This window comes from Methylorubrum extorquens, assembly GCF_024169925.1.
GTDB lineage: Bacteria > Pseudomonadota > Alphaproteobacteria > Rhizobiales > Beijerinckiaceae > Methylobacterium > Methylobacterium extorquens_A.
The window spans coordinates 156,748-170,981 of the sequence record NZ_JALJXF010000001.1 but is presented as its reverse complement, the minus strand read 5'-3'; the positions used below and the strand labels follow the sequence as shown (position 1 = coordinate 170,981).

Genomic DNA, 14,234 nt, shown 5'->3' with positions numbered 1-14,234 from the left:
GGTTGCGCACCGCTCCACCCCCTCGGATCGGGATTAGAGCTGAGCCGATGGAGACTCGCGCAAACTACGTCCTGATCGGCGCCTTCACCATCGGCGTCGTCCTGGCCGCCTTCGGCTTCGTGTTCTGGCTCCAGGGCGGATCGCGGGGACAGGCGACCCAGGCGCTCCGTATTGTGTTCTCCGGCTCGGTCGGCGGACTCGCCAAGGGCTCGACCGTCTCGTTCAACGGCATCAAGGTCGGCGAGGCGCTCGACGTGCGCCTGCTGCCGCAGGACCCGCGCCGGGTCGTCGCGGTGGTGCAGGTCGATCCCTCGACCCCCTTACGCGCCGACACCCGCGCGCGGCTGGATTCCGCGATGCTGACCGGCGTCTCGCAGATCGCGCTCTCCGGCGGCAGCGCCGACGCGCCCGCCCTCACGCCGGGCTCGGGCGACAAGATGCCGACGATCTTCGCCGATTCGAGCGACATCCAGGACATGATGGCAGCCGCCAAGCAGATCGCGCAGCGGGCCGACGACGTGCTCCAGCGCCTCGATAAGGTGGTGGCCGGCAACGAGGGCGCAATCAACCGCACGCTCGCCAACGTCGAGTCCTTCTCGAAGACGCTGGCCGAGGCCGGCCCCTCCATCACCGGCCTCGTCAAGGCGGTGGACGGGCAGCGCCTCAACCGGGTGATCGAGAACGCCGACACCTTCTCGACCGCGCTGGCGAATTCGAGCGGGGACATCCAGGCCGGGCTTCACGACGCCCGCAGCTTGGCGGCCAAGCTCAACGCCTCCGCCGACAAGATCGACGGCGTGCTCAAGGGGGCGGAGGGCTTCCTCGGCTCGGCCTCGGGCCAGCAGGGCGCGGGCACCTTCGCGGAGATCCGCGAGGCGGCGATCTCCGTGCGCGACGCAGGCCGGGCCTTCCGCGCGCTGTCGGAGAACCTCGACAAGCGCACCGCCAACATCTCGACGAGCTTCAACCGCTTGTCGGGCACGAGCCGGCGCGAGGTCGAGGCGCTGTCGACCGACGGCCAGCGCACCCTCAACACCCTCAGCCGGGCCGCCCGCAGCCTGGAGCGCGACCCGTCTCAGGTGATCTTCGGCGGCAAGCCGTCGTTGCCGGAATACAACGGTGGCCGCTGAGCTTTTCGGTTTCCGGATGATGTGTCGGCACGCACCGCCCAGCTTGAGCGTTGGCGTATGCTCCCGCGTGCTAGAGGGGGTGTCAGTATCCCCGACAGCGAACGGACGGTGCCCGAGCGTATGACGCGTCTTCCTTTTTCGCCTTCCCTTTCCGGCCGCTTCCTGCGGGCGGGCGCCCTTCTCACCCCGCTGGCGCTCCTCGGCGGCTGCGGCGGCGGCACACCGCTCACCTTCGATCTCGCCGCCCTGCCGGGTCAGGCGCGGGCAGGTGGCGCTGCGCGCTCGATCGTCGTGTCCGAGCCCGTCGGCCTGCAGCCGATGGAGGCCGACCGCATCATCGTGCGCGAGCCCGGCGGGTCCCTGTCCTTCCTCGGCGGCGGCCAGTGGGCCGACCGCCTGCCGCGCCTGATCCAGACGCGGGTGATCCAGAGCCTGGAGAATACCGGCCGCCTGCGCTCGGTCTCGCGGCCCGGCGACAAGGTGCCGTCGGACTACCAGCTCGTCAGCGAGATCCGCGAATTCGACGTCAATTCCGGTACCGGCGAAGCGGTGGTCGATCTCTCAGCCAAGCTGATCGCCGAGGGAACCGGACGGGTCGTCAACGCCCGCGTCTTCACCGCCCGCGTACCGGTGCAGAAGGTCGATCCGCAGAGCGCCGCCGCCGGCCTCGACACGGCTTTGGGTCAAGTTCTCGCCGACCTCGTGCGGTGGGTGAACACGGCGCGATAGAGCATCATCTCGAAAGCTGGTCCCCGGCTTTCGGAAAAAGACGATGCAAAATCAGAAGGCTGGAACATCGTTCTGGATCCGATATCCAGGACGATACTCTAGCGCCGCGGCCACCCTTTAACCCGAACGACCGGGCCCGACCGCTTCCGGCGCTCACGCTTCCAGCGCGGCGAGTGCGGAGCCCCGCAGCGACAGCGGCACGGCGATCAGTTCGCCGTGGCGCGGCTCCGGGCGGTTGTAGACTGCCGGCCGGCCCTGAAGATCACAGACCACGCCGCCCGCCTCGCGGACGATGAGGTCCGCGCCGGCCAGATCCCAATCCCGTGCGTCCCGTGAGACGAGGCCGAGGTCGATCCGGCCCTCGGCCACCCGCGCGAGCCGCAGGGCCAGCGAGGGCACCCGATCGACCACCGTGACCGAGGGGCGCGGCCCGAGCCGCGCCGCGCCGTCGAGCAGGCGATCCTGGAACGGCTTCGGGCCGGTGATGCGCGCGTCCTCCAGCGTGGCCTGCGGCGCGACGCGGATGGGCGCGCCGTTGAGGGTCGCGCCCTCGCCCGCCACGGCCTCGTAGAACTGATCGGTCGCGGGCGCGAAGACGCCGCCGAGCACCGGTTCGCCCCGGGCCAGCAGAGCTACCGCGATCGACCAGTCCGGATGCCCGGACAGGAAGGCACGGGTGCCGTCGATCGGATCGACGATCCAGACGAAGTCGTGGCCGAGCCGCACCGGATCGTCGCTGGTCTCCTCCGAGAGCCAGGCCGCCCGCGGCTCGACCTGCGACAGGCGGATCTTGAGGAAGGTGTCCACGGCGACGTCCGCCTCGGTGACCGGCGAGCCCCCGGCCTTCGACCAGACCCGCGCGCTGGTCTGCTCGCCCTTGCGGAAGAAGGGCAGCGCGAGCGCGGCAGCCTCCCGGATCGCGTCGTGCAGGACGGGCCGCAGCGCCGCGAGAGAGGATGTCGTCTGGGTCATGGATCCGGTCGGAGCCGCTTCTGCGAGGCCGGCCTCCTGCCGTTCGAACGGCGCCGACGCCGCTCCGTTCTAGAGCATCGGCGGAAAAAGTGGCCATCGGATTTCGGAACGCAGTGATGCAGGGCCGGCCGCAGCGGCGGCAACCCGCACCGCAGCCGGCCCCTGCCCCATCCGCACGGTTACCGACATTTGCACCAATCCCGGCAAGGGTCCGTTGAGCATCCGGCAGACTTCGGCTCGATCCACGAACGCTTAACGCTCACTCTTAAGGCGCCTTGGGGGAGACGACCGGCACTGTGCTTGTCAGATCAGCGCGTCCGACAGAGACCGCGACACGGGATAGGGCGTCGAACCGATGATGACTTTCGAGATCATGAATCAGAACTGTCGGCCCGGCGGCGAGGACGAGGTGAGTGCGCCTTCCATCACGGTTCAAGCGACGCCGCTGCCGGTTCTCGGGGGAACCCATGGCCTCTCGCCCGTCGGTGTGGCGCTGGCTTTTGCCGACGATGCGGCCGATGCCTGCGGCGAGGACCGCTTCTCCCTGCTTCTCGTCGACGGCGAGGGCGAGGTGACGATGCGGCTCGGGCCGTTCCCGGAGGAGGATGTCGTGGCGGTGTGGCGCGACATCTCGAACACGGGGGGGCTCGCCCGGATGCTGCTGCGCGAGGACGGCTCCATCGTCCCGGTCTCGCAGCAGCTCGGCCCGGTCGTGCTCGGCAAGGGCCGCCAGCGCCGCCGTCACGCCGCCCTCAGCGGACGCCGCCCCCGCTTCCTGGTGCGGCGCAAGCCCGCCCGCCTCCCGGCCCGACCCTGCATCCATCGGGGCGAGAGCGAGATCATTTCGCGGGGGTAAGACGATTTCCCGCCTAAGCCGTTGTCGGGCGAACGGTCGGCCGGAGCGCCGGATCAGCGCAGCCCCTGCCACAGCGCGTCGGCGGCCAGCCCCGCGAACAGGATGAGACCCGCATCGCGGTTCGAGCGGAACAGCGCCAGGGCCCGAGAACCATCGCGCTCGGAGAGTTGCATCACCTGCCGGGCGAGATGGGCGGCGAACAGCCCGAGCCCGAGCCAGCCCAGGAGGCCGGCCCCGGCGCCGACCAGCGCCGGCACGAACAGGGCGACGGTGCCGGTGTAACAGAGCCCCACCGCGAGCCGCAGGCGCGCGCCGAACAGGCGGGCCGAGGAATGGATGCCGACGATCTCGTCATCCTCGATATCCTGCACCGCGTAGATCGTGTCGTAGCCGACGATCCAGCCGATCGTGCCCGCATAGAGCCACAGGGCCGGCGGATCGAGGCGGCCGAACACGGCGACCCAGCCCATCAGCGCCCCCCAGCCGAAGGCGAGGCCGAGCACCGCCTGCGGCATCGGCATCACCCGCTTCATGAACGGGTAGATCGCCACCGGCGCCAGGGAGAGCATGCCGACGAGAATCGCGGTCGCGTTGAATTGCAGCAGTACCGCGAGGCCGACCAGCGCCTGCGCCACAAGGAAGGCGGCGGCCTGTTTCGTCGTGACCTGCCCCGAGGGCAGCGGGCGCGAGCGGGTGCGCTCGACCTGCGCGTCGAGCTTACGGTCGGCGATGTCGTTGTAGGTCGAGCCGGCGCCGCGCATCGCCACCGCGCCGATCAGGAACAGCACGAGATGACCGGGATTCGGGCCGGGATTCCCGGCGGCGGTCGCGGCGAGCGCCGCCGACCACCAGCACGGCAGCAGCAGCAGCCACCAGCCGATCGGCCGCTCGATCCGGGCGAGCCGCAGATAGGGCCGCGCTCCGGCCGGCGCCAGCCGGTCGGCCCAATGGCCGGCGACCGCGTCGGCGACGCGGCCGGAGCCGGGCTCGGATGGAGAGGCCAACGGTAACGGGGCGCGGAAGACTTACAGCGCGCCCTGGGGCATGCGGAAGGCGCCCGACAGGCCGGGACCGCCGAGCAGGCCGCCGCCACCGCCGTTCTGCGCCTGGGTCTTGGCCTGGGCTTCCATCTTCGAGGCCTGGGCCGCGATGCCGCAGACCTTGGTGCGGATCGCCGCGACCTTGTTGTGATCGGCCTTGAAGCCTTCGGAGAACGAATCCGGGATCGAGCACCACTCCTTGTTGGCGGTGATCCACTTGATGCCGGTGGCGCCGTTGGCCTGAAGCTGGCCGAACAGGGAGCACGCCTCCTGCGGCGTCATCTTCTTCTTCGAGTTCGAGGCGGAGTTGGCCTTGGCCACGAGGTTCTTGCGCTCGATCAGTGTCTTCTGGATCGAGCCGCAATCGGTGCCGGCCTGCTGCGGCACGGACTGGGCCGGCGCGGCCGGGGCCATCGGCGCGGGAACGCTCATCGGCGCGGCAGCCGAAGGCGCGGGCTCGGCCGGCGTATCCATCGACGGCAGCGGCATCCCGCCCATGCCCCCCATGCCCTGGGCCAGAGCCGGCCCGGCCAGAAGGACAAGGCCGACAAGAGCGGCGGCGGCGGTCTTCGTCGGTGCAACAATCCTGGCAGACATTCGGCCCGGTCCTTCTCCCCGCATGCCGCGACGGGTGTACCCCCGATCCCGCAGCGCCCATCCGGCCCGAATCCCTGGCGGCTCGCGCCGCGGGCCCGGCAGAGGGGCTTGAAGTGTTTCGATGCGGATGTCTTCTGCGCACGGGATTGTGGCGCCAATGGTGCGTTCCGCCGCCCAAGGGCCGCGGAGGTGGGAAACGCCCTGAAACATTTGAGGCGTGTTCTTTTTGCATCAGCGATTGACAGGCCGGGGCCGCCACGCGACGAGACCGGCTTGCCCGCGAGAGACCATGGCTGCTTACGACTTCACCGCCCCACGCCTCTTCGTCGAAGCGGATCTGGCGGAGGGGCGCGTCCTGCCACTGGAGCGGGCGCAAGCGAACTACCTGCTCACGGTGCTGCGCCGGGCGGAGGGCGAGCCCGTCCTGTTGTTCAACGGGCGCGACGGCGAGTGGCGCGCCGAGATCGTGCCGCAGGGCCGCAAGAGCGCGGACCTGCGCGTGGTGGCCCGAACCCGGCCGCAGCCGGCGCCGGCCGACCTTCACTACCTGTTCGCGCCGCTGAAGACGGGGCGCATCGACTACATGGCGCAGAAGGCGGTCGAGATGGGCGCGGGGCGCCTCCAGCCGGTCTTCACCCGCTTCACGCAGGGCGAGCGGATCAAGATGGACCGCCTGCAGGCCAACGCGATCGAGGCGGCCGAGCAATGCGGCATCCTTTCCGTGCCGGAGATCGGCGAGCCGGCCCGGCTGCCCGCCTGCCTCGACGCGCTTGAGCCTGAGCGCCTGCTGGTGTTCTGCGACGAGGACGCGCCCGTCACCGACCCGGTAACGGCCCTGCGCGGCGCGGCCGATCCGGCGCGCCCACCGCCGCTCGCCGTGCTGGTCGGCCCCGAGGGCGGGTTCCACGCCGAAGAACGCGCGCTGATCGCCGCCCGCCCCAACACGGTCGCGCTGTCGCTCGGCCCGCGCATCCTGAGGGCGGATACGGCCGCCGTGGCCGTGCTGGCGCTGGTGCAGGCGGTGCTGGGGGATGCGCGTTGAGATCATGGTGACGGGCGGCTGAACTCCCGGTTAGGCGGCAACCACGGACGTTTTGGAACGCCGCCGAAGGAGCAGCCAAGCACCCCAAGGTGCGACGTAAGCGACCAAGATCACTCCGAACATGACAGTCGGACGCGCTCCCCCTATGACGAGAGCGAGCGACATCGCCACAAGAGCGATCCCTAGCCCGCAAAGGCGAAGCAACATCTCCGCGAGCCAAAGCAGCTTCCCGGACAATGTCGGCTTGGGATTATGCAGGCCAACGCTTGAGAAACCCGCGATGAGGCCGAGCGATACGAAGAGACCATAAGCAAGTGGTGACGTCCCGCGCCACTGGCTCCACTCAGCCAGTAACCACTCAACCCATGATGCCGGCCGAACCTTTACCCCCCAAGTGGCTTCCCCATCTTCAATGTCCCAGAGATTGTCCCGCTCGCTGAAAGGCGGGACGTGCGATCCCTTTTGTCCGAAAGTCATCGGGTCAGGTTCAATGATCTCGCCCGAGCTGTGATCGTAGCCGTGGCAGCGAAGCGGTGCATCGCACACGAGTGAGAGTAGCCACGTTTTCGGCCCCCGCGCGATGAGCCGGCTCTCGGCATCAAGAATGATGATGCGCACAGGATCGGCGACGACGATGCCGTCTCCGGCGATGATGCGCATCTCGCCCCTCTGACCGTCCGGCAGAAGGATCGGCTGCGCTTCGGTGAAGTAGGGGCGATGCGCCGAAGCAGGACCGGTTGCGGCGAGCCAAGACAGGAGCGGCAGGATCAGAGCAAGAGTGACGGATCGGAGACGGGAGCGGGGCACGGGCATCTCGGGGCGATCACGCCCTGGTTGTGTGCCGCGTTGTGATCGCCCGATCTCGGTATTGCAATTCTCCCCGCTTCGCTTCCTCGACAATCGACACCGGAATGATACGGGCACCACGTCCGGCCTTGCGGCCGCCGGAGCCTGACGCGCCATGCCCCTCCCCCGCATCCTCCTCCTGTCCCTCGGCGGGACGATCACCATGACCCGGAGCCCTGAGGGCGGGATCGTGCCGACGCTGACGGCTGCCGATCTCGCAGACTCGGTGCCGGGGCTCGCGGCGGTCGCATCCATCGAGACGCTCTCGCCCCTGCGCCGGCCGAGCGCGGGGCTCACCCTCGACGACTTGATCGGCGTGGCGCGCACACTCAACCAGCGCTTGGCGGGCGACCTCGACGGCGCGGTGGTGATCCAGGGCACCGACACGATCGAGGAGACGGCCTTCGTCCTCGACAGCTTGGTCGTTGGCGACAAGCCCGTCGTCGTCACAGGGGCGATGCGCGGGCCGGAAAGTGCGGGGGCCGACGGGCCCGGCAACCTGCTGGCCGCGACCCTCGTCGCGGGAAGCGCGACGGCGCGGAGCATGGGCGTGCTCGCCGTCCTCAACGACGAGATCCACGCCGCCCGGCTCGTGCAGAAGGCCCACACCGCCCTGCCTTCGGCGTTCCGCTCACCGCTCGCCGGCCCAGTCGGGCTCGTGATCGAGGGCGAGGCCCGGATTTTCGTATCGCCGCGCCGGGGCCCCATCGTCGACGGCCCCCTCGCACCGGAGCCGGCCCCGGTGGCGCTCCTGACGATGGGGATCGGCGACGACGGACGGCTGCTCGCCGCCCTGCCCGATCTCGGCTTCGCGGGCGTCGTGATCGAGGGGATGGGCGCGGGCCACGTGCCGGAGGCGCTGGCGGAGATCGTCTCGGCCCTCGTCCCGCGGATTCCGGTGGTGCTCGCCTCCCGCACCGAGACCGGTCCTGTGTTCTCGCGCACATACGGGTATCCCGGCGGCGAGATCGATCTGCTGGCCCGCGGCGCGCGCTCGGCCGGCATCCTGTCGGGCGTGAAGGCGCGGCTGATGCTCCAACTTCTCCTTCGGGCGGGGGTCGATCGAGTAGCCTACGCCCCCTACTTCGCGGATCCGTGATCGGCGGGGCGAACGCCGTGAAGAGAAGCTTGTGTCATGTCTGCCATGCGGTCGGCGGGCGCGTTGTTCACCCTTGCAGCGTCCTCTAAGGACACGACATCCGGTGAGGCCGCTGCCGGCTCCTCCGGTGGCGGATCCTCGGCGCGCCGCTGACCCCTTCGACCGACGTTACCTTCGAGGCAGCGCATGGCGCGCGACACGTCCGACACCACCCCGCTCACGACGCGGGACGAACTGATCGCGTGGTTCGCCGCAGGCGAGAAACCGCGCGCGCGCTTCGCCATCGGCACCGAGCACGAGAAGATCCCGTTCTACACGGCCGACCACGCACCCGTTCCCTACGAGGGCGAGCGCGGCATCCGGGCACTTCTGGAGAACCTCGGCCGCGAGACCGGCTGGGAGCCGATCCTGGATGGCGGCAACATCATCGGTCTGGCGGGGCCTGAGGGCGGCGGCGCGATCTCGATCGAGCCCGGCGGCCAGTTCGAACTCTCAGGCGCGCCGCTGCCCGACATCCACGCGACGGCGACCGAACTCGACGAGCATCTCGCCGCCACGAAGCGCGCGGCGGAGCCGCTCGGCATCGGCTTCCTCGACCTCGGCATGAGTCCGAAATGGACCCGCGAGGCGACGCCGCAGATGCCGAAGAGCCGCTACCGCATCATGCGCAACTACATGCCGAAGGTGGGCAAGCTCGGCCTCGACATGATGCTGCGCACCGCGACCGTCCAGGTGAACGTCGATTTCAGTTCAGAGGCCGACATGGTGCGCAAGATGCGCGTCAGCCTCGCGCTCCAGCCCATCGCCACGGCGCTCTTTGCCAACTCGCCTTTCACCGATGGGCGGCCCAACGGCTTCCTGTCGCGCCGCTCGGAGATCTGGCGCGACACCGACCCCGACCGCACCGGCATGCTGGCCTTCGCCTTCGACGAGGGGTTCGGCTACGAGGCTTACGCCGATTGGCTGCTCGACGTGCCGATGTATTTCGTCAAGCGCGGCGAGACCTATCACGATGTCGCCGGGGCCTCCTTCCGCGACCTGATGGCCGGGCGCCTTGCGCAGTTACCAGGCGAGCGGGCGACCGTCTCGGACTGGGCGAACCACGCCTCCACCGTATTCCCGGAAGTACGGCTCAAGCGTTTCCTCGAGATGCGCGGCGCCGATGTCGGCGGGCCGGCGATGATCGCCGCGCAGTCGGCCTTCTGGGTCGGGCTCCTCTACGACGAGACCGCGCTTTCCGCCGCCTGGGATCTGGTGCGCGGCTGGTCCGCCGGGGAGCGGGAATCGATGCGCGCCGCCGTGCCGCGGCTCGGGCTCCATGCCAGCATCGGCGGGCGCTGCCTCGGCACGGTCGCGGCGGAGGCACTCGCCATCGCCCGCACCGGGCTGCAGGCGCGGGCGCGCCGCGACGGCAACGGCCGCGACGAGGCGGTCTACCTTCAACCGCTGGAGGCAATCGTCGCCGCCGGCCGCAGCCATGCACAGGAGCGGCTCGCCGATTACGAGGGCCCCTGGGAGAAGTCGGTCGATCCGGCCTTCACCGCCTGCACGTTCTGACGATCGGAGCAGCGTCGCGGATTTTGGCCCGCAGCAAGCTTGGCGCTCGGAACGCGTTCGGCGCCGCGTTGTTCCTCTGCGTGTTCCTTATCGCTTAAGGAGTTCGCATCCATGTCCCGCATCACGACCCTGACGCTGGCCGGCATCACCGCAGCGAGCCTGACCGTGACGGCCGTCCCGCCCGCCCAGGCCGCGCCCCTGCCGGCGATGAGCGCCGCGCAGGTCGGCGGCGGCAGCACCGTCGAGACCGTCGGCTGGCGCCGCGGATATTACGGAGGCCATTACGGCCCCCGCTACGGCTACGGCTACGGTTATCGCCGCCGCAATGTCGGCGGTGCGCTGTTCGCGGGCGCGGCGCTCGGCCTGATCGGCGGCGCGATCGCCGCCAGCGCGGCCCCGCGCTACTACGGCTATCCGGCCTATGGCGGTTACTACGGTTACGGTCGACCCGTGGGCTATTACGGCGGCTACGGCTACCCGGCCTATGGCGGCTACGGCCCCTACGGCTGGTAACCCTCTCCTCCACCCGCGAAGACATTGCCCTGCCGTCTGGGTTCAGCCGGCAGGGCGTTTTCGTGTTATGCGCCGCTCCCATGTCCGAGATCTCGCAGGACGGCACGGTCGAACTCGACCTCAGCGGCCTCAAATGCCCCCTCCCCGCGCTCCGCACGCGCAAGGCCCTGCGGGCGCTGGCACCCGGCGCGCGCCTGACGGTGACCGCGACCGATCCGCTGGCCGGGATCGACATCCCGAACGTCGTCCGCGAGGAAGGGGCCGCGCTGGAAGCGCTGGAGCGCCACGGCCCGGTCGCGCGCTTCCTGATCCGCCGCGGCGCCGACCGCTCGAATGCGCAAGCCTGACCCCGACAATCCGACCTGAAGCCTCGAACCGGAGACGCCATGCCCCCCGAGATCCGCGGCACCCGCACCGTCCACGATGGCTGGGCGAGCTTCCTCGTCGCCGAGGTGACGACCCCCGAGGGCGCCGCGGTGACCCGTGAGATCGAGGATCACGGCGAGGCGGTCTGCGTGCTGCCCTACGATCCCGAGCGCAAGGTGGCCCTGCTGATCCGCCAGTTCCGCGCGGCGCCCTTCTTCACCGCGGGCGTGACCGACCTGCTCGAAGTACCCGCAGGCCTGCTCGACGAGGCCGACCCGGCGGAGGGCGTGCGCCGGGAGGCTTTCGAGGAGACCGGCCTGCGGTTGGCGCATCTGGAGCCCGTCTCTACGGTGTGGAGCCTGCCGGGGATCTCCACCGAGCGGATGCACCTGTACCTCGCCCCCTACGCGGAGAGCGACCGGGAAGGGCCCGGCGGCGGACTGGCCGAGGAGCACGAGGCGATCACCGTGGTCGAGATGCCGCTCGCCACCCTCGCCGCCATGAGCGAGGCCGGCGAGATCGCCGATATGAAGACGCTGGTGCTCCTGCTCTCGCTTCGCCTGCGCCGCCCCGAATTGTTCGCCTGACGCGGCGCTTGCGGGCCGGCCGGCAGCGCTTATCATCCTGTCACGCGGAACGGATTCTCTCGAAACAACAGCCGCCGCCGCGGGGAGATGCGCTCATGTCGTTCTTCATCGGGATCGCCGGTCCTTGGCTCGTGGTCTCCGCCCTGCTGCTCATGTGGCACCGTCGGGAGGTGGAACGCCCGGCGCGGAGCGTGGACGCCGAGCCGGGCGGATACCCGCCGCGCGCCTGAGGCTTATCGGGGCGCCCGCCGCCTGCCGCTCCCATCCTCTCCCGAATCCGCATGGCGCTCCGGCCCGGCCGAACCAACGGCCACGCCACGGGTTGTCGAGGCTCTGCGCCCTGTCGCAGCCCGACGGCACCGGTCTGACCGGACGCCCGCGGCGGACACGGCGCGTTCCGTTCGAACCCGACGCGCCGCGCTTGGCGGGCCGTCGATGCTGGAGCCGCTTATGGACATTGCCCTCGACAAGATCACCGAGATCATCCTGCGGCTGCGGGCGGTCGAGGTGAAGGAAGGCGCGACTGATCCGGATTCGGGCTCCAACCCGACCGATGACGGCTCGATCGACATGCTGGTCGGCGGCACAGACGACGCCACCGAGCAGGAGATCCGCAGCATGATCGCCGGGCTCAACGAGGACGAGCGCGCCGATCTCGGGGCCCTGCTCTATATCGGCCGCGGCGACTACGAGGCGGTGGAATGGAAGACGGCGGTCAACTTCGCCAAGGAGCGTGAGGCGGCGGGCGACACGGTGATCCGCGAGTTGCTGGGCACGCCGGATGCGGCCCCGCTCCTCGAAGAAGGCCTCGACGCTTTGGGCATTCCGATGGAGACGCCCGAGGCGTAAGGCGTCCCAGCCGGCGTGAGGTCGCGCAGACGGCCGTGGCAAACCGGACGGGGCACGGCTCTGCGTGCCTCAACCGAAACCCGCATGGTGCAAAATGACATCGGCCCGGAACGAGCGTTCCGGGCCGATGCCGCATCAGGGGTTGGATTTTACGGTTGGCAGGCCAGGGCCTTCGCGCCGACGGCGACGAAACCCGCTGCTGTTCGCAACTCGTCGTCGATCCGCGGCGTCCGGGCCACTTGGCGGGCCTCGCGTGCCAGACGATCGTTGCAGGAGCAGGCGGGCAGCCCCTGACCCACCGGCGGTGAGCAGGCATCGTGGTGCATGCAGGCCCGGTCGAGGGCATCGATCGGGGGGAGGCCGGCACCGCGGCTACCCGGGCCGCAATAGTTGCCGTGAAAGACCAATGCGCCCTGGGGCAGTCCATTGCCGAGGTCCGGCGTGGCTGGCGCCTCGACGGAGGGCGCCTCGACGTCCGGTGCGACTGGCGATTGAGCCGAGACGGCGAGCGGTACGAGGCCGGAGAGGATGACAGAGAGACCGGCAACCAGGGGAAGACGCCGGGCGGCGGGGTAGGCAAGTGTAGGCACGGTTGGAAGACTCCGTTCGAAACGCTCCCCTCACAGCGCTTCGCCGGCCGGGATTTGACCCGCGCCGGGAAGGCTGAGCCGTTCAAACGATTTGTCCGCAGACGTGGTTCACTCGCTCACGCAAGAAACAAGCCATCCCCGCGGCTTTAGAACCTATAGTTCAAGCCGCCGCGCACGACGCCGAAGCCGGATTCCGAACGGCCGGTGCCGTAATAGGCGGGCACCGTCGCATCGTAGACGGTCGTGCCGCTGCCCTGCTTGCCGAGATCGACGTAGAGTCCCTCGACTTTCACCGAAATACGCTCCGTGAGCGCGTATTCGATGCCCGCACCGGCCGCGTAGCCGAGCCGCGTCGTGTCCGGCAGGGTGTAGGGATAGGCGGAGGCATAGGACGACCGGCTCCCACCGCCATAGGCGAAGCCGCCGGTGCCGTAGACGAGCCAGCGGTCGAAGGCGTAGCCGAGCCGGCCGCGCACGGTGCCGAACCAATCCAGGCTCGGGGCGACGCTGTAATAGGGCGTGGAGCCGATGGTGCCGTCGCCGCGGCGGCCGAACCCGGAGCCCTGGAAATCGGCCTCGGCGCCGAGCACCCAGCCCGAACCCGGCGTGAGCTGATAGTTGTAGCCGATCTGGCCGCCGCCGACGAAGCCGCCGCGACCGCCGCTCTCCGTCACGGTGCCGTAGGTCGCATCCGTGTAGCTCGACGAACCGCCGCGAAATCCGTAGCCGGCATTCGCGCCGACATAGAAGCCGGTCCAGGTGAAGACTGGCAGGGCCGGGGGCAGCGGGGGCGCAGCACGCCCCGGCAGGTCTGCGGCGGACGCGCCCCCAGCGAAAAGAAGGCTGACAAGAAGGCTTGAAAGAGCCGGATGCATCGGGTGTCGGGTCATCGTCGTCTCGTGTTGTGGGCGTGGGGAAGGTGTCAGAGCGCGAGCAGCAGCAGGCCGACGACCGCGACGGCCAGGATCAGGCAGAGCGCGAAATCGATGACGGTCTCACCGCCGCAGGGCTCGGGCTGTGGTCGGATGCGGCGGATACGCGCCCGGACGCGGTGCTGACCGGGCGGCCGAAGCCGGCTCGCGGCGAGGCCCGCCGTCGGGAATGCTGTCTGAAGGGCGGGGCTCATCGGGTTGCCTCCCGGACAAGGGCGACCCGCCCCGCGTCCTTGCGCGGCGCAGCCGCACCGGCAACCAGAGCTTCGAGGCGCTCGAATGCGGGGCTCCGGTCGGCAGCGAGCGGCCGCAACTCCGGCAATGCGAGCACGGCGGACAGGATCGCCGCCAGGACAGCACCGCGGATCAGCGGCCGAACCGACGCATCGATCCCCATACGCGGCCGAGCGGTGAGCAGGAGCGGTGCCTCGCCGAGCACGGCGATGGGTCTCAGTTCGATCATGGTGCTGCCTCACCCGAGCCGCGGCTTGACGTGGGAAATTTGACCACGAAAAGTTACGTGTGCAAA

At 69.7% G+C, this 14,234-nt stretch carries 19 protein-coding genes; 11 read left to right on the top strand and 8 right to left on the bottom strand.

Annotated elements, in window-relative coordinates; all coding sequences use genetic code 11:
* Nucleotides 1-47: 47 nt before the first annotated feature.
* Both J2W78_RS00870 and J2W78_RS00865 read left to right on the top strand, forming a co-directional pair.
* The gene (locus tag J2W78_RS00870; protein WP_253367181.1) at nt 48-1,130 is read left to right on the top strand and encodes an MlaD family protein; all 1,083 of its coding nucleotides are present in this window, start codon (nt 48-50) and stop codon (nt 1,128-1,130) included.
* Nucleotides 1,131-1,250: 120 nt separating this feature from the next.
* A complete protein-coding gene (locus J2W78_RS00865) occupies nt 1,251-1,859 on the top strand; it encodes an ABC-type transport auxiliary lipoprotein family protein (protein ID WP_253367179.1) in 609 nt (202 codons plus the stop codon).
* Nucleotides 1,860-2,012: 153 nt separating this feature from the next.
* Here J2W78_RS00865 and J2W78_RS00860 read toward each other — a convergent pair whose 3' ends face one another.
* Nucleotides 2,013-2,831, bottom strand: a complete 819-nt coding sequence (locus J2W78_RS00860; RefSeq protein ID WP_253367177.1) for an inositol monophosphatase family protein — start codon at nt 2,829-2,831, stop codon at nt 2,013-2,015.
* 355 nt (nt 2,832-3,186) lie between these two features.
* Here J2W78_RS00860 and J2W78_RS00855 point away from each other — a divergent pair, with 355 nt between their 5' ends.
* Complete coding sequence (locus tag J2W78_RS00855; RefSeq protein WP_253367175.1) at nt 3,187-3,687, top strand: DUF6101 family protein; 501 nt, start codon at nt 3,187-3,189, stop codon at nt 3,685-3,687.
* 53 nt (nt 3,688-3,740) lie between these two features.
* On the opposite strand, the gene ubiA is transcribed toward J2W78_RS00855, so the two are convergent.
* Nucleotides 3,741-4,691, bottom strand: coding sequence for a 4-hydroxybenzoate octaprenyltransferase (gene ubiA / locus J2W78_RS00850; RefSeq protein WP_253367173.1), 951 nt, complete (start codon nt 4,689-4,691; stop codon nt 3,741-3,743).
* Between the two features lie 21 nt (nt 4,692-4,712).
* Nucleotides 4,713-5,324, bottom strand: a complete 612-nt coding sequence (locus J2W78_RS00845) for a hypothetical protein (RefSeq protein ID WP_253367171.1) — start codon at nt 5,322-5,324, stop codon at nt 4,713-4,715.
* 289 nt (nt 5,325-5,613) lie between these two features.
* Here J2W78_RS00845 and J2W78_RS00840 point away from each other — a divergent pair, with 289 nt between their 5' ends.
* Complete coding sequence (locus tag J2W78_RS00840; RefSeq protein ID WP_253367169.1) at nt 5,614-6,366, top strand: 16S rRNA (uracil(1498)-N(3))-methyltransferase; 753 nt, start codon at nt 5,614-5,616, stop codon at nt 6,364-6,366.
* A gap of 30 nt (nt 6,367-6,396) precedes the next feature.
* Here the strand turns inward: J2W78_RS00840 and J2W78_RS00835 are convergent, their stop codons facing one another.
* Nucleotides 6,397-7,026 carry a hypothetical protein gene (locus tag J2W78_RS00835; RefSeq protein WP_253367167.1) on the bottom strand — a complete coding sequence of 210 codons (630 nt, stop codon included), beginning with the start codon at nt 7,024-7,026 and terminating at the stop codon, nt 6,397-6,399.
* A gap of 301 nt (nt 7,027-7,327) precedes the next feature.
* On the opposite strand from J2W78_RS00835, the gene J2W78_RS00830 reads away from it, so the two are divergent.
* The 7 genes from J2W78_RS00830 to J2W78_RS00805 all read left to right on the top strand — a co-directional run bounded on the left by J2W78_RS00830 (nt 7,328) and on the right by J2W78_RS00805 (nt 12,183).
* On the top strand, nt 7,328-8,311 hold the full coding sequence (locus tag J2W78_RS00830; RefSeq protein WP_253367165.1) for an asparaginase: 984 nt from the start codon (nt 7,328-7,330) through the stop codon (nt 8,309-8,311).
* Nucleotides 8,312-8,497: 186 nt separating this feature from the next.
* Nucleotides 8,498-9,868, top strand: a complete 1,371-nt coding sequence (locus J2W78_RS00825; RefSeq protein WP_253367164.1) for a glutamate--cysteine ligase — start codon at nt 8,498-8,500, stop codon at nt 9,866-9,868.
* 111 nt (nt 9,869-9,979) lie between these two features.
* The gene (locus tag J2W78_RS00820) at nt 9,980-10,381 is read left to right on the top strand and encodes a hypothetical protein (RefSeq protein WP_253367163.1); all 402 of its coding nucleotides are present in this window, start codon (nt 9,980-9,982) and stop codon (nt 10,379-10,381) included.
* Between the two features lie 80 nt (nt 10,382-10,461).
* Nucleotides 10,462-10,728, top strand: a complete 267-nt coding sequence (locus tag J2W78_RS00815) for a sulfurtransferase TusA family protein (RefSeq protein ID WP_253367162.1) — start codon at nt 10,462-10,464, stop codon at nt 10,726-10,728.
* Nucleotides 10,729-10,767: 39 nt separating this feature from the next.
* A complete protein-coding gene (locus J2W78_RS00810; RefSeq protein WP_253367161.1) occupies nt 10,768-11,334 on the top strand; it encodes an NUDIX domain-containing protein in 567 nt (188 codons plus the stop codon).
* Nucleotides 11,335-11,429: 95 nt separating this feature from the next.
* A complete protein-coding gene (locus J2W78_RS24680; RefSeq protein ID WP_301288494.1) occupies nt 11,430-11,564 on the top strand; it encodes a hypothetical protein in 135 nt (44 codons plus the stop codon).
* A 220-nt stretch (nt 11,565-11,784) separates the two neighbouring features.
* The gene (locus J2W78_RS00805) at nt 11,785-12,183 is read left to right on the top strand and encodes a DUF3775 domain-containing protein (RefSeq protein WP_253367160.1); all 399 of its coding nucleotides are present in this window, start codon (nt 11,785-11,787) and stop codon (nt 12,181-12,183) included.
* Nucleotides 12,184-12,332: 149 nt separating this feature from the next.
* On the opposite strand, the gene J2W78_RS00800 is transcribed toward J2W78_RS00805, so the two are convergent.
* From J2W78_RS00800 to J2W78_RS00785, 4 genes are all read right to left on the bottom strand, one after another.
* The gene (locus tag J2W78_RS00800) at nt 12,333-12,773 is read right to left on the bottom strand and encodes a hypothetical protein (RefSeq protein ID WP_253367159.1); all 441 of its coding nucleotides are present in this window, start codon (nt 12,771-12,773) and stop codon (nt 12,333-12,335) included.
* 146 nt (nt 12,774-12,919) lie between these two features.
* The gene (locus tag J2W78_RS00795) at nt 12,920-13,663 is read right to left on the bottom strand and encodes an outer membrane protein (RefSeq protein ID WP_437178525.1); all 744 of its coding nucleotides are present in this window, start codon (nt 13,661-13,663) and stop codon (nt 12,920-12,922) included.
* A gap of 32 nt (nt 13,664-13,695) precedes the next feature.
* A complete protein-coding gene (locus J2W78_RS00790) occupies nt 13,696-13,899 on the bottom strand; it encodes a hypothetical protein (RefSeq protein WP_253367158.1) in 204 nt (67 codons plus the stop codon).
* Nucleotides 13,896-14,168, bottom strand: coding sequence for a hypothetical protein (locus J2W78_RS00785; protein ID WP_253367157.1), 273 nt, complete (start codon nt 14,166-14,168; stop codon nt 13,896-13,898). Before J2W78_RS00785 ends, J2W78_RS00790 begins: the two co-directional genes overlap by 4 nt.
* Nucleotides 14,169-14,234: the final 66 nt, after the last annotated feature.

Coding starts and splice junctions, on each gene's coding strand:
- J2W78_RS00870 (WP_253367181.1), top strand. CDS start 48: ATGGAGACTCGCGCAAACTACGTCCTGATCGGCGCCTTCACCATCGGC.
- J2W78_RS00865 (WP_253367179.1), top strand. CDS start 1,251: ATGACGCGTCTTCCTTTTTCGCCTTCCCTTTCCGGCCGCTTCCTGCGG.
- J2W78_RS00860 (WP_253367177.1), bottom strand. CDS start 2,831: ATGACCCAGACGACATCCTCTCTCGCGGCGCTGCGGCCCGTCCTGCAC.
- J2W78_RS00855 (WP_253367175.1), top strand. CDS start 3,187: ATGATGACTTTCGAGATCATGAATCAGAACTGTCGGCCCGGCGGCGAG.
- J2W78_RS00845 (WP_253367171.1), bottom strand. CDS start 5,324: ATGTCTGCCAGGATTGTTGCACCGACGAAGACCGCCGCCGCCGCTCTT.
- J2W78_RS00840 (WP_253367169.1), top strand. CDS start 5,614: ATGGCTGCTTACGACTTCACCGCCCCACGCCTCTTCGTCGAAGCGGAT.
- J2W78_RS00835 (WP_253367167.1), bottom strand. CDS start 7,026: ATGCGCATCATCGCCGGAGACGGCATCGTCGTCGCCGATCCTGTGCGC.
- J2W78_RS00830 (WP_253367165.1), top strand. CDS start 7,328: ATGCCCCTCCCCCGCATCCTCCTCCTGTCCCTCGGCGGGACGATCACC.
- J2W78_RS00825 (WP_253367164.1), top strand. CDS start 8,498: ATGGCGCGCGACACGTCCGACACCACCCCGCTCACGACGCGGGACGAA.
- J2W78_RS00820 (WP_253367163.1), top strand. CDS start 9,980: ATGTCCCGCATCACGACCCTGACGCTGGCCGGCATCACCGCAGCGAGC.
- J2W78_RS00815 (WP_253367162.1), top strand. CDS start 10,462: ATGTCCGAGATCTCGCAGGACGGCACGGTCGAACTCGACCTCAGCGGC.
- J2W78_RS00810 (WP_253367161.1), top strand. CDS start 10,768: ATGCCCCCCGAGATCCGCGGCACCCGCACCGTCCACGATGGCTGGGCG.
- J2W78_RS24680 (WP_301288494.1), top strand. CDS start 11,430: ATGTCGTTCTTCATCGGGATCGCCGGTCCTTGGCTCGTGGTCTCCGCC.
- J2W78_RS00805 (WP_253367160.1), top strand. CDS start 11,785: ATGGACATTGCCCTCGACAAGATCACCGAGATCATCCTGCGGCTGCGG.
- J2W78_RS00795 (WP_437178525.1), bottom strand. CDS start 13,663: ATGACCCGACACCCGATGCATCCGGCTCTTTCAAGCCTTCTTGTCAGC.
- J2W78_RS00790 (WP_253367158.1), bottom strand. CDS start 13,899: ATGAGCCCCGCCCTTCAGACAGCATTCCCGACGGCGGGCCTCGCCGCG.
- J2W78_RS00785 (WP_253367157.1), bottom strand. CDS start 14,168: ATGATCGAACTGAGACCCATCGCCGTGCTCGGCGAGGCACCGCTCCTG.